The organism is Burkholderia sp. BCC1996, assembly GCF_905339955.1.
GTDB lineage: Bacteria > Pseudomonadota > Gammaproteobacteria > Burkholderiales > Burkholderiaceae > Burkholderia.
The window spans coordinates 1-13281 of sequence record NZ_CAJPHM010000029.1; the positions used below are offsets into that span (position 1 = coordinate 1).

Sequence of the window (13281 nt, forward strand, 5' to 3'; positions counted from 1 at the left end):
TGCTCGATGAGGCTTGCGGGGGTCATTGGCGTTCCTCTAACCGTTAGAATGCTTTTATTCGGGAGCGTATTGTCTGCGAAACGAAACGCTTGCCGCAACAGCATGCGGATACATTAGCACGATCGTTCTATTTTATGTGCTAGGGTTATGCTGCGTGGGACAGGGCGCCCGCGGCGGCGAAACGACATCGAAAGGGGATGTGCAATGGGTCGATCGATCAATCTGGAAGGCAAGGTCGCGTTGGTCACGGGCGCATCGAGCGGCCTCGGGCAACGCTTTGCGCAGGTGCTGTCGCAGGCCGGCGCGAAGGTCGTGCTCGCGAGCCGCCGCGTCGAGCGCCTGAAGGAACTGCGCGCGGAGATCGAGGCGGCGGGCGGTGCCGCGCACGTGGTGTCGCTCGACGTCACCGACGTGCAGAGCATCAAGGCGGCCATCGCGCACGCGGAGACGGAAGCCGGCACGATCGACATCCTCGTGAACAATTCGGGCGTCTCGACGATGCAGAAGCTCGTCGACGTCACGCCGTCCGATTTCGAGTTCGTGTTCGACACCAATACGCGCGGCGCGTTTTTCGTCGCGCAGGAAGTCGCGAAGCGGATGATCATGCGCGCGAACGGCAACGGCAAACCGCCTTACCGGATCATCAACATCGCGTCGGTGGCGGGGCTGCGCGTGTTTCCGCAGATCGGCCTGTATGCGATGAGCAAGTCGGCGGTCGTGCAGATGACGCGCGCGATGGCGCTCGAATGGGGCCGCCACGGTATCAACGTCAACGCGATCTGCCCGGGCTATATCGATACCGAAATCAATCATTACCTGTGGGAAACCGAGCAGGGCCAGAAGCTGCAGTCGATGCTGCCGCGCCGGCGCGTCGGCAAGCCTCAGGATCTCGACGGGCTGTTGTTGCTGCTCGCGGCCGACGAGTCGCAGTTCATCAATGGCTCGATTATCTCCGCCGACGATGGCTTCGGCCTCGCCTGAGTGGATGACATTCAGCAACAAAGAAGACTGCAATGAGCGAATATTCCCCCGTATTTGAAATGTCGATGCCGATCCGCTGGGGCGACATGGATGCGTTCGGCCACGTGAACAACACGGTCTATTTCCGCTACATGGAACAGGCGCGGATCTCGTGGTTCGAGGAACTCGGCATCGCGGGCGGCAACGGCGAGGGGCAGGGGCCCGTGATCGTCACGGCGTCGATGGAGTTCCTGAAGCAACTGCACTATCCGGGCGACGTGATCGCGAAGATGTCGGCCGCGAAGCCGGGCCGCAGCAGCTTCGACACCGGTTTCGAGCTGACGCGCGCGGACGATCCGCAGCACGTCTATGCGCGCGGCAACGCGCGCTGCGTGTGGGTCGACTACGGGCTCGGCAAGTCGGTGCCGCTGCCGCAACTGCTGCGCGATACGATCGAGCGCGCGCTCGCGGCGCAGGTCGGCTGAGCGCGGCGGCGCCGAAGCCGGCGCCCGGTGTGTCGCCATTTCCCGATGATCTCCCGAATCGGCCGCTTCACGCGGCCGATTGCCATTCCGGCGCGCGTTTTACTGGCCGAGCAGGCGCTGCAGCAGCTCCGGCGTATTGTTCGTGCCGTACTTGCGCATCAGCCGCGCCCGATAGATGTCGACCGTGCGCGAACTGATGTCGAGCACGCGCCCGATCTGCTTGCTGGTCTTGCCGGTCGCGAGCTGCGCGGCGATCTCGCGTTCGCGCGGCGTCAGCTCGACGGCGACCCGGCGCGTCGCGCTCAGGTCCTCGAAGGTCCAGACGCCCGCCGCGAGCGGCGCGGTGCGGTCGAGCGCGCGGCCCGTCACGTGGCACCAGAACAGCTCGCCGTCGGCCCGTTTCATGATTCTGTCATCGGCGTAGGTGCCGTTCGCGATCATCACGCGCGAGATGCGCTCGCCGATGCGCTGGAATTCGTCCGGCGACGGATACAGCACCTCGTACGACTTGCCGATCAGATCGGCCCGCGCGCAGCGGAAGATCGCCGCGAGCGCGTCGTTGCAGTCCTCGATCACGCGGTCGCGCGACATCACGAGGCCGAGCGGCGCGAGGTGAAAGGCAGTCTGGTAATCGAGAGCGGGCATGGCGCGGGCAAGCGGAGGCAAATGCTTATGTATTTTTGCGTATTGTGCCGTATCGGCGTCACATCGTACCCTTTCAGGCATCTCGCGGCGGTGTGCCGCGATATAAAAACAGCGCGCCTCGACGCAGGTATCGCCGTGCATGCATAGAATGATGCGGCGGGCTTGCGGCCCAGTGGGCGCGTGAACCGGTTTTGCTGGTTTCCATAGAGGAAGGGACATACAGATGAACAAAGTCTATCCAAGCGCGGCCGCCGCGCTGGAAGGGATCGTCCGCGACGGACAGACCTTCGCGGTGGGCGGCTTCGGCCTGTGCGGGATTCCCGAGGCGCTGATCGCGGCGCTGCGCGATTCCGGCGTCAAGGGCATCACCTGCATCAGCAACAACGCAGGCGTCGACGGCTTCGGTCTCGGCCTGTTGCTGGAAACGCGCCAGATCCGGAAGATGATCTCGTCGTACGTCGGCGAGAACAAGGAGTTCGAGCGCCAGTACCTGGCCGGCGAACTCGAGCTCGAATTCACGCCGCAGGGCACGCTCGCCGAGAAGCTGCGCGCGGGCGGCGCCGGCATCCCCGCCTTTTTCACGAACACCGGCTACGGCACCGTGATCGCGGAAGGCAAGGAAACGCGCCAGTTCGGCGATCGCCACTACGTGCTCGAGCCGTCGCTGACGGCCGACGTCGCGCTGGTGAAGGCATGGAAGGCCGACAAGTCCGGCAACCTGATCTATCGCCGCACCGCGCGCAACTTCAACCCGATGTGCGCGATGGCGGGCAAGATCACCGTGGCGGAAGTCGAGGAGATCGTCGAGAACGGCGAACTCGATCCGGACCATGTCCACACGCCGGGGATCTTCGTGCAGCGCATCGTGCTGAACGCGACGCCCGAAAAACGCATCGAACAACGCGTCGTACGCGCGAAAGGAGACTGACATGGCCTGGAATCGTGACCAGATGGCCGCGCGCGCGGCGAAGGAACTGCAGGACGGCTTCTATGTGAACCTCGGCATCGGCCTGCCGACGCTCGTCGCGAACCACGTGCCGGAAGGCGTCGAAGTGTGGCTGCAGTCGGAGAACGGGCTGCTCGGCATCGGCCCGTCGCCGACCGAGGACGAGGTCGACGCCGACCTGATCAACGCCGGCAAGCAGACCGTCACGACGCTGCCGGGCTCGTCGATCTTCTCGTCGGCCGATTCGTTCGCGATGATTCGCGGCGGCCACATCAACCTCGCGATCCTCGGCGCGATGCAGGTCAGCAAGAATGGCGACCTCGCGAACTGGATGATCCCGGGCAAGATGATCAAGGGGATGGGCGGCGCGATGGACCTCGTCGCGGGCGTGAAGCGCGTCGTCGTGCTGATGGAGCATGTCGCGAAGGGCGACCAGCACAAGATCCTCGACGAATGCAACCTGCCGCTGACGGGTGTCGGCGTGGTCGACCTGATCATCACCGATCTCGGCGTGATCGAAGTGACGCCGGCCGGCCTGAAGGTGCTCGAACTCGCCGACGGCGTAAGCGCGGAAGAGATCCAGGCGAAGACGGGCGCGCCGCTCGACGTGAGCGCGGTCGCGTAAGCGCCGGCCTTTCGTTTCGACGCTCGACGCCCCGCGTTCCCCGGTGGAACGCGGGGCGTTTTGTCATGACCGCATACGTCTCCCGAATCGCGCTGATCACGCGATCGCGCCGCCGCCGTCGATCAGCACCGTCGAGCCGGTTGCATAAGGCGTTGCCGCCAGATACACGATCGCATTCGCGACGTCCTCCGGCTGGCCCACGCGGCGTGCCGGGAGGCGCTGCGCGGCGCCCGCGTACATCGCGTCGCGCGCATCGGGGGCGAGCTTGTCCCACAGCGGCGTCGCGATCAGGCCCGGTGATACGGTATTCACCCGCACGGGCGACAGCTCGAGCGCAAGGCCGCGGGCGAGCGCCTCGAGTGCCGCGTTGATGGCCCCCTGCAGTACCGACGACGCGTTCGGTCGCACGCTTAGGTAGCCCGACACGAACGTCAGCGAACCGCCGGGTGCGATATCGATCGAGCGTGCGACGCGGTATGCGCCCCAGAACTTGCTGTCCATCGCGGCCTGCGCGTCGGCAAGCGGCAGCGCGCGGATTGGGCCCGTCGGTGTCTTCGCGGCCGAAATCACGACGTGGTCGAACTGGCCGGCACGCGCGCAGAACGCATCGACGGCCGCCGTATCCGTGATGTCGAGCGCTTCGGTGCGTACTTGCGCGCCCGGCGCGGCATCTGCACCGACCCTGTCCGGGTTGCGCGATGCGATCGTCACGACAGCGCCGAGTCGTGCGAATGCGGTCGCGGCGGCGGCACCGATGCCGGAGCTGCCGCCGACGACGAGTACCTTCTTTCCGTGGAGTGAGTCGTTCATGGTGGTCCTTCCGAGGTGAGGGGGTGAGCAGGCGAGCGCAATCCGGTCAGATCGTTTCGGCTTCGCGCAACGTCGACGGGCTGCGCAGCGCAAAGCGGGCGATGTCGTCCTTGCGCATGAAGGCAACGCCCGGATGCGATCGAGCGTAGTGCAGGAATGCGTCCCAGGCGCGGACCATCTGCGGCGTGCCGCTGATCCGGTCGTGCGCGCTGATCGACATCAATCGCCGCCGCTGGCCGGCTTCCGCGTACAACTGGTCGAAATCGAGCTTGATCTGCTCGAGAAACATCGTCGGCGAGTAATTGCGGCCTTCGATCAGCAGGATGTCGTTGTTGCGCAACGTGTATGGAACGACCACGAAATCGCGGCCGTCGACGGTTTCGATGAAGGGCTCGTCGCGGCTGACGTCGTCGATGTGATACACGTAGCCGAGTTCCTGCAGCAGCGGCAGCGTGTGCGGTCCGCGCCGCAGCCAGTTGCAGTTGTAGCCGACCGGGCGCCGTCCCGTCGCCGCTTCGACCATGTCGCGGGCTTCGGTGAGGAAGCGGCGCTCGTCGTCGCGGCTCATCGCGAATTGCGACCGCCAGGTCGGGCCGTGCGCGGCCGCTTCGTGGCCGCGCGACACGATCTCGCGTGCCAGTTCGGGATGCCGGCGCACGGCTTCCCCGATCATGTGCGACGTGACCTTCACGCCATGCCGGTCCCACAGGTCGAGAAGACGCGGGATCCCTTCACGGTAGCCATATGCGAACCACGTGGCCGACGCGAGGTCGACCGGGACCGACGGTGGAAATTCGATGGGCGGGAACGGGCTGTCCGCGCCCTTGGACGGTTGTCCGCCGGCCTCGAACTGCATCGAGATCGAGATGACGAGCCGCGTGTTGTCCGGCCAGAACCCGCTGGCGTTCGTCCCGGCAGCATCCGATATCGGCGCGGCAGTTGCCGACCGGGAGGCGCCCGCGGCCATCGCAATGCCGGCGGCCGCCCCGGCGCCTGCGTGTGCAAGAAACTTGCGGCGCGCCGGACGCATCGCCGAAGAATCGTAGTCGCTGTCAGTCATCGTCCCCTCCGTCAGCCGACGAGCCCGAGCTGACGCATCAGCGTCAGGTTGTCCTCGATGTGCCAGTTTTCCGCTATCCGGCCTTGGTCGATGCGGTAGATGTCGGTCGCGATGAAGTCGATCGCCTGTCCGCTTCCGGTCGTTCCGTTGAACGTGCCGGTGAAATGGCCGCGAAAGTGCAGGTGCACGACGACACGGTCGCCCGCCACGATCATCTGTTCGATGTCGCAATGCAGGTCCGGGATGGCTGTGCGCATCGTCCTGGACGCCGCCAGTGGCCCCGCTACGCCTTGTTCACGGCCGGCCGGCAACGTCCGGTCGACGAAATCGGCCGCGAGTGCGGCGCGGGCGAGGGTCGCATCACCGGTATCCCAGAACGTGCCGTAGCGGCGCGCGGCGAGGATCTGTGCGCGCGCCTGCGTAGCCGGCACGTCGGTCGCGACGGTCAGGCCGTGTGGGTCGAGAAGGTCGGCGGCGCGGGCCGCGACAGGCGACAGCGCGGCGACGCAGGCCGCCGCGGCGATGACGCGGGTGAGCGGGCGCGCGATCGAAGGAAGGATCGACATGGTTTCGGATGTCCTGTGAATGGCGTCGCGGGACGACGCGGAACAGGTATGGTAGGTTTCCGTTCTGAACCCAAATACGGTCTAAAAGCGAATGGATTATTCGAAAAAAGGAAAGGTCGAGGCGAAGCGGGTGCCGCGATGCTGATCGACGATCTCCCGGCGCTCGATACCTTCGCGAGAATCGTGTCGGCCGGCAGCCTGTCCGCGGCGGCGCGCGAGCTGGACTTGTCGCTGTCCGTCGTCAGCAAGCGGCTCGCGCATCTCGAGTCGCAGCTCGGCGTGCGTCTGCTGCACCGGACGACGCGACAGCAGACGCTGACCGACGACGGTGCGCAGTTCCATGCGCAGGTGCTGCGCATCCTGGCCGAGGTCGATCGCGCCGAAACGCTGATGAGCGATCGTCGCGGCACGGTCAGCGGCGTGCTGCGCCTGACGGCGCCCGGCGAACTCGGCCGGCTGCGGATCGCGCCGCTCGTCGCCGCGTTTCAACGGCAACATCCGGAGTTGACCGTGCACCTGATGCTGACCGACGCGATCGTGGATCTGCTCGCGCAGGACATCGACGTTGCCGTGCGGATCGGCAGCCTCGCCGATTCGACGATGATCGCGCGCGAGCTGGCGCCGAATCATCGCGTGCTGTGCACGTCGTCGAGCTATCTCGCCGTGCACGGGCTGCCGGCCCATCCCGCCGAGCTTCGCATGCACCGATGCATCGTGATGGGCGACCAGCCGCGTGCGGAGTGGCGGTTCGACGGCGTACAGGGCGCGGTTGCGGTCGAGGTGACGGCCGCGCTGCTGACGAACGACGGCGGTGCGGCTCGTACATTGGCGCTGGAGGGCGCGGGCATCGCGCTGAAGTCGATCTGGGACGTCGGTGCCGACCTCGACGCGGGCCGGCTCGTCCGCGTGCTGCCGGCATTCGCCGCACCCGCGGCACCGCTTCATGCGGTCTATCCCGGCGGGCGTCACGTGCCGTTGCGCGTACGGGCATTCATCGACTTCCTGCGCGAGCAGTTGCGCGCCTCGTGGCGCCGCGGCGCGTGAGCCGGTGCGAACGATGCGCCGGATGACCGCAGGCGCGTGACGCCCCGCCGTTAAGAAGCGGTTTACAATCGTTTGCATCGGGCGGTGCAAGCGTTGCCCGCCGCACCGTCCACGTTCGACAGGATGCCAACGATGCCAACACCCTCAGCGAATCCTCCGGTTCCCCGTCAGCGACGCGTGCAGTGTGCGAGCGCCGCAGGCCTTCACCACGTCGCCTATACCGAATGGGGCGATCCCGCCAATCCGCGCGTGCTGGTCTGCGTGCACGGCCTGACCCGTTCGGGGCGCGACTTCGACCGGCTCGCCGCCGCACTGTCCCATACGTATCGCGTCGTCTGCCCCGACGTCGTCGGGCGCGGGCGCTCCGACTGGCTCGCCGATCCGCGGCTTTATGCGATTCCGCAATATGTGGCCGACATGGTGACGCTGATCGCGCGGCTCGATGTCGAGTCGGTCGACTGGTTCGGCACGTCGATGGGCGGGCTGATCGGCATGGCGCTCGCGGGGCTGCCCGGTTCGCCGCTGCGCCGGATGATCGTCAACGACGTCGGCCCGCGCATCGAGCCCGATTCGCTGACGCGCATCGGCGAATACCTCGGCGTGCAGCCGCGCTTCGCGACGGAGCAGGAGGGCATCGACTATCTGACGTCGCTGTCGCTGCCGTTCGGCGCGTTGAGCGGCGACGAGTGGCGCGAGATCAACGGGCCGTTGCTGCGCGAGCTGCCCGACGGCGCCTGGACGATGCGCTACGATCCGCGCATCGCGGAGCCGTTCAAGGCGACGACGCCCGAACTGGCCGCGCTCGGCGAGGCCGCGCTGTGGCGAGCGATCGAGACCACCGACGCGTCGCTGCTGGTCGTGCGCGGCGAGCATTCCGACCTGCTGTCGCGCGATACGGCGGCCGAGATGGTGCGGCGCGGCCGGCACGTGACGCAAGCCGAGATCCAGGACGCGGGCCATGCGCCGGCGTTCATCAGCGCCGATCAGATTGCGCTCGCCCGCCGGTTTTTCGTCGAAGGCGGCGCATAAACGCGTCATAATATGCGGTTCGGCGGCACGCGGGCCGTGTCGTCGCCGATACTTCACCCACTCACACGACCGGAACATTCCATGGCAGTCATTCGTCACCACGTCGGGGCCCGTCTCTCCGAAACCGCGATCCACAACGGTACCGTGTATCTGGCCGGCCAGATTGCCGAAGACACCACCCAGGACATCAAGGGCCAGACGCGCGAAGTGCTCGGCCACATCGACCGCCTGCTCGCCGAAGCGAACAGCGACAAGGCGCATCTGCTGTCGGTGCAGATCTACATTTCGGATCTCGCGAACTTCGAAGGCATGAATGCGGAGTGGGACGCGTGGGTCGCGCCCGGCAATACGCCGCCGCGCGCGACCGTCGAGGCGAAGCTCGCGGATCCGGCGCTGCTCGTCGAGATCGTCGTCGTCGCCGCGCAGCGGAGCTGAGCGAAGCATCACGATGACCGCAATACGCCAGGCCGTGCAATGACCGAGTCCGTTTCCGCTTCTTCCGTCGCGGCGCCGTCGTTCGACGACGTGCTCGCGTTCGTGCGCGAGCGGGCCGGCGACGCGCGCCTGTCGACGGGCGAATTGCTCGCCGATCATTCGGCGGGCACGGCGTCGATCATGCGCACGCTGAACGTCGACCCGCACGCGATGCAGGCGGCTGCGCTGTTCGTGCTGACGCCGCACCTGAACGACCCGGAGCGGGAGTTGACCGAACGCTTCGGCGAAGAGGTTGCGCGGCTCGTATCCGACGTGCGCAAGCTGCTGCGGCTCGGCACCGTGAGCCTGCGCGCCGCGCAGAACGCGATGCCCGACGCCGGGCGCGACGCCGCGGAAGAGCGGCGCACGCAGATCGAGGCGCTGCGCAAGATGCTGCTCGCGTTCGCGCAGGACATCCGCGTGGTGCTGATCCGGCTGGCGTCGCGGCTGCAGTCGCTGCGCTACTACGCGGCGGCGAAGATCGACCCGCCGCCCGACGTCGCGCGCGAGACGCTCGAGATCTATGCGCCGCTCGCGAACCGTCTCGGTATCTGGCAACTGAAGTGGGAGCTCGAGGACCTCGCGTTCCGCTTCGAGGATCCGGTCACCTACAAGCGCATCGCCAAGCTGCTCGACGAAAAGCGCATCGAACGCGAGGCGTACGTCGCGCAGGCGATCGAGCGGCTGCAGCACGAACTGGCGGAAGCGCACATCCCGGCCGACGTGAGCGGTCGGCCGAAGCACATCTACAGCATCTGGCGCAAGATGCGCGGCAAGGAGCTCGACTTCTCCGAGCTGTACGACGTGCGCGCATTTCGCGTGATCGTGCCGGACATCAAGGATTGCTACGCGGTGCTCGGCATCGTGCATCACCTGTGGCAGCCGGTGCCGAAGGAATTCGACGACTACATCTCGCGCCCCAAGCCGAACGGCTACAAGTCGCTGCATACGGTCGTGATCGGCGACGACGGCCGCGCATTCGAAGTGCAGATCCGCACGCAGGAAATGCACCGCTTCGCGGAGTACGGCGTCGCCGCGCACTGGCGCTACAAGGAAGCGGGCGCGCGCGGCTATGGCGGCCAGTTCTCGGCGAGCGACAAGTACGACGAGAAGATCGCGTGGCTGCGCCAGCTGCTCGCATGGAAGGACGACGTCGAGGACGGCACCGAAGTCTCGGGCGACAAGGCGTGGGCGCAGCTGCGCGAGACGTCGCTCGACGACGACCATATCTACGTGCTGACGCCGCAGGCGCGCGTGATCGCGCTGCCGCAGGGCGCGACGCCGGTCGATTTCGCGTATCACCTGCACAGCGAGCTCGGCCATCGCTGCCGCGGCGCGCGCGTCGACGGCGTGATGGTGCCGCTGAACACGTCGCTCGCGAACGGCCAGACGGTCGAGATCGTCGCGGTGAAGGAGGGCGGGCCGTCGCGCGACTGGCTGAACCTGCAGCTCGGCTACCTGAAGAGCCCGCGCGCGCGACAGAAGGTGCGCGCGTGGTTCAACTCGATCGAGCAGGAAGAAAACATCGCGCATGGTCGCGCGCTCGTCGAAAAGACGCTGCAGCGCGAAGGCAAGACGTCGGTGAACCTCGACAATCTGGCCGCGAAGCTCGGCTTCAAGTCGCCCGATGAGTTGTTCTCGGTCGTCGGCAAGGAGGAATTCAGCCTGCGCAACGTCGAGCACGCGCTGTCCGATGCGCCGCCGCCCGACCATGCGCCCGAGGCGCCCGCCGATTTCGAGAAGCGCAGCAGTGGGGCGAGCGTCGCGCACGGCGCGTCGACCGGCGTGCTGGTGGTCGGCGTCGATGCGTTGCTGACGCAGCTTGCGCGCTGCTGCCGTCCGGCGCCGCCCGACCCGATCAGTGGTTTCGTGACGCGCGGCAAGGGGATGTCGATTCACCGCAGCGACTGCCCGACGTTCCGGCGGATGGCCGAGCGGGCGCCGGAGCGCGTACTGCAGACGACCTGGTCGGCCGACGTGCTGGGCGGCCGTGGCGTGTCCGTCTATCCGGTCGACCTGATGGTCGAGGCGAGCGACAGGCAAGGCTTGCTGCGCGATATCTCCGAAGTGTTCGCGCGCGAGAAGATGAACGTGGTGGGCGTGAAGACGCAGAGCCGCCGCAATGCGGCATTCATGCAGTTCACGGTCGAGGTTTCGAATTCCGCGCAGGTGCAGCGGGCGTGCACGCTGCTCGGCGAAGTGCCGGGCGTCGTGCGGGCGGGGCGCAAGGCGTGAGGTCCCTGTAATGGGGTTGGAGCCCGATCATTTTGCTGCGGCCGCATAAAAACGCTTGCCAAGTCTGCGTTAGCTCCATATAATCTTAGCTTCTCTAGGCTCGTAGCTCAGCTGGTTAGAGCACCACCTTGACATGGTGGGGGTCGTTGGTTCGAGTCCAATCGAGCCTACCAACGAATTGAGAATGCCCGGTTTTTTCGGGTGTTCGATGCAGTAAATAACTCAACGCGAACAAGGCGAATACGGTTATGACACCGCGAACGTTGACCGAAACCTTTTCGGAGCGACGCTAGTCGAGGAACGTTTTCGCCCTTTCAGTTTGAGTGAAGTATCGAATGCGGCCCCTCGAAAGCGGGGCCGCATTTTTTTTGTCGCGAAATTTTCGCGCGTGACTTTGATATCGCGTGCTTGGTTTGCCGCCCACTGTCGGCATCACGGAGATTGCTATGGTTTCGATACGCTTGCCTGACGGCTCAGTTCGACAATACGAGCATCCGGTGACAGTTGCCGAGGTTGCGGCCTCGATCGGTCCCGGCCTTGCGAAGGCTGCGCTTGGTGGCAAGCTCGATGGCGAGCTGGTCGATACGTCCACGGTCATCGATCGCGACGCATCGCTCGCGATCGTCACGGACAAGGATGCCGACGGTCTCGACATCATTCGTCACTCGACCGCGCACTTGCTCGCCTATGCGGTGAAGGATCTGTATCCGGATGCGCAGGTGACGATCGGTCCGGTGATCGACAACGGCTTCTACTACGACTTCTCGTACAACCGCCCGTTTACGCCTGAAGATCTGGAAAAGATCGAAAAGCGCATGCAGGAACTCGCGAAGAAGGACGAGCCGGTGACGCGCCGCGTCGTGTCGCGCGACGAGGCGGCCGGCTATTTCCGCAGCCTCGGCGAGAAGTACAAGGCCGAGATCATTGAATCGATTCCGCAAAGCGACGAAATCAAGCTGTACTCGCACGGCGGCTTCACCGACCTCTGTCGTGGCCCGCACGTGCCGTCGACCGGCAAGCTGAAGGTCTTCAAGCTGATGAAGGTCGCGGGTGCGTACTGGCGCGGCGACTCGAAGAACGAGCAGCTGCAGCGCATCTACGGGACGGCCTGGACGAAGAAGGAAGACCAGGATCAATACCTGCACATGCTCGAGGAAGCGGAAAAGCGCGACCACCGCAAGCTCGGCAAGCAGCTCGACCTGTTCCACATGCAGGAAGAGTCGCCGGGCATGGTGTTCTGGCATCCGAAGGGCTGGGCGCTGTGGCAGCAGGTCGAGCAGTACATGCGCCGCCGCGTGAACGAAGCCGGCTACCTCGAGATCAAGACGCCGATGATCATGGACCGCTCGCTGTGGGAAGCGTCGGGCCACTGGCAGAACTACCGCGAGAACATGTTCACGACGGAGTCGGAGAAGCGCGACTACGCGATCAAGCCGATGAACTGTCCGGGGCACGTCCAGGTGTTCAAGCACGGCCTGCGCTCGTACCGCGACCTGCCGCTGCGCTACGCGGAATTCGGCTCGTGCCATCGCAACGAGGCGTCGGGTGCGTTGCATGGCCTGATGCGCGTGCGCGGCTTCGTGCAGGACGATGCGCACATCTTCTGTACGGAAGACCAGATCATTGCCGAGTCGATCGCGTTCAACAAGCTCGCGATGAGCGTGTACGGCGATTTCGGCTTCGAGCACATCGACATCAAGCTGTCGCTGCGTCCCGAGCAGCGCATGGGTTCCGATGAAACGTGGGACCGTGCCGAGCAGGGGCTGCGCGAAGCGCTGACGGCCTGCGGCCTGTCGTGGGAAGAGCTGCCGGGCGAGGGTGCGTTCTATGGCCCGAAGATCGAGTACCACATCAAGGATGCGCTCGGCCGTTCGTGGCAGTGCGGCACGCTGCAGCTCGACATGATGCTGCCGGAGCGCCTCGGCGCCGAGTACGTTGCGGAAGACAACAGCCGCCGCCGGCCGGTGATGCTGCACCGCGCGATCGTCGGTTCGATGGAGCGATTCCTCGGCATTTTGATCGAGCACCACGCCGGTGCGATGCCGGTCTGGCTCGCGCCGTACCAGGCAATTGTGCTCAATATCGCCGAAAGTCAGGCCGAATATGCACAATCTCTGACCCAAACGTTGCAAAAACAAGGGGTTAGAGTGGCGGCCGATTTGCGCAACGAGAAGATTAGCTATAAAATACGCGAGCACACGCTGGAAAAGGTGCCTTATCTCCTCGTCGTGGGCGATAAGGAGCGTGATGCGCAAACGGTAGCCGTGCGTGCCCGTGGCGGCGTCGATCTTGGCGTTATGCCGATCGAAGCCTTCGTTGAGCGTCTGCAGGAAGACCTGCGCTCGTTCAAGTAACCGCCCTGGCAGCGCGGCTCGTTTTTTTAATTTTTAGAGGAAACGTAA

The 13281-nt window shown here is 65.4% G+C and carries 13 protein-coding genes and 1 tRNA gene; 10 read left to right on the plus strand and 4 right to left on the minus strand.

The genetic code is table 11. The features are described 5' to 3' along the window. Positions 1-204: 204 nt before the first annotated feature. Positions 205-981 carry an SDR family oxidoreductase gene (locus U4Z64_RS30900; protein ID WP_044846058.1) on the plus strand — a complete coding sequence of 259 codons (777 nt, stop codon included), beginning with the start codon at positions 205-207 and terminating at the stop codon, positions 979-981. A gap of 32 nt (positions 982-1013) precedes the next feature. Next, the gene (locus U4Z64_RS30905; RefSeq protein WP_321821955.1) at positions 1014-1445 is read left to right on the plus strand and encodes a thioesterase family protein; all 432 of its coding nucleotides are present in this window, start codon (positions 1014-1016) and stop codon (positions 1443-1445) included. 99 nt (positions 1446-1544) lie between these two features. Here U4Z64_RS30905 and U4Z64_RS30910 read toward each other — a convergent pair whose 3' ends face one another. Continuing rightward, the gene (locus U4Z64_RS30910; RefSeq protein ID WP_044846056.1) at positions 1545-2090 is read right to left on the minus strand and encodes a LuxR C-terminal-related transcriptional regulator; all 546 of its coding nucleotides are present in this window, start codon (positions 2088-2090) and stop codon (positions 1545-1547) included. A 223-nt stretch (positions 2091-2313) separates the two neighbouring features. Between U4Z64_RS30910 and U4Z64_RS30915 the strand changes: the two genes are divergently transcribed. Both U4Z64_RS30915 and U4Z64_RS30920 read left to right on the plus strand, forming a co-directional pair. Further along, positions 2314-3018: a CoA transferase subunit A gene (locus U4Z64_RS30915; RefSeq protein WP_044846055.1), complete on the plus strand. Its 705-nt coding sequence runs from the start codon at positions 2314-2316 to the stop codon at positions 3016-3018. 1 nt (position 3019) lies between these two features. Then, complete coding sequence (locus U4Z64_RS30920) at positions 3020-3661, plus strand: CoA transferase subunit B (RefSeq protein WP_321821956.1); 642 nt, start codon at positions 3020-3022, stop codon at positions 3659-3661. Positions 3662-3757: 96 nt separating this feature from the next. Here U4Z64_RS30920 and U4Z64_RS30925 read toward each other — a convergent pair whose 3' ends face one another. Genes U4Z64_RS30925 through U4Z64_RS30935 form a run of 3 tightly spaced genes read right to left on the minus strand, consistent with a single transcriptional unit; the run spans position 3758 to position 6097 of the window. Next, the gene (locus U4Z64_RS30925; RefSeq protein WP_321821957.1) at positions 3758-4471 is read right to left on the minus strand and encodes an SDR family oxidoreductase; all 714 of its coding nucleotides are present in this window, start codon (positions 4469-4471) and stop codon (positions 3758-3760) included. 46 nt (positions 4472-4517) lie between these two features. Then, positions 4518-5531: a polysaccharide deacetylase family protein gene (locus tag U4Z64_RS30930; RefSeq protein ID WP_321821958.1), complete on the minus strand. Its 1014-nt coding sequence runs from the start codon at positions 5529-5531 to the stop codon at positions 4518-4520. Between the two features lie 11 nt (positions 5532-5542). Further along, a complete protein-coding gene (locus tag U4Z64_RS30935; RefSeq protein ID WP_321812190.1) occupies positions 5543-6097 on the minus strand; it encodes an ester cyclase in 555 nt (184 codons plus the stop codon). Positions 6098-6235: 138 nt separating this feature from the next. On the opposite strand from U4Z64_RS30935, the gene U4Z64_RS30940 reads away from it, so the two are divergent. The 6 genes from U4Z64_RS30940 (at position 6236) to thrS (ending at position 13233) form a co-directional block, all read left to right on the plus strand. Then, positions 6236-7141: a LysR family transcriptional regulator gene (locus U4Z64_RS30940; protein WP_321821959.1), complete on the plus strand. Its 906-nt coding sequence runs from the start codon at positions 6236-6238 to the stop codon at positions 7139-7141. Between the two features lie 132 nt (positions 7142-7273). Beyond that, positions 7274-8170, plus strand: a complete 897-nt coding sequence (locus U4Z64_RS30945; RefSeq protein WP_321821960.1) for an alpha/beta hydrolase — start codon at positions 7274-7276, stop codon at positions 8168-8170. An 81-nt stretch (positions 8171-8251) separates the two neighbouring features. Further along, positions 8252-8605 carry a RidA family protein gene (locus tag U4Z64_RS30950; RefSeq protein ID WP_006758848.1) on the plus strand — a complete coding sequence of 118 codons (354 nt, stop codon included), beginning with the start codon at positions 8252-8254 and terminating at the stop codon, positions 8603-8605. Between the two features lie 39 nt (positions 8606-8644). Beyond that, a complete protein-coding gene (locus U4Z64_RS30955; RefSeq protein WP_321821961.1) occupies positions 8645-10879 on the plus strand; it encodes a bifunctional (p)ppGpp synthetase/guanosine-3',5'-bis(diphosphate) 3'-pyrophosphohydrolase in 2235 nt (744 codons plus the stop codon). A 96-nt stretch (positions 10880-10975) separates the two neighbouring features. Continuing rightward, a tRNA-Val gene (locus U4Z64_RS30960) sits at positions 10976-11052 on the plus strand. A 273-nt stretch (positions 11053-11325) separates the two neighbouring features. Next, positions 11326-13233 (plus strand): threonine--tRNA ligase, encoded by a 1908-nt coding sequence (gene thrS / locus U4Z64_RS30965; RefSeq protein ID WP_257774120.1) that lies wholly within the window; start codon positions 11326-11328, stop codon positions 13231-13233. Positions 13234-13281 lie beyond the last annotated feature (48 nt).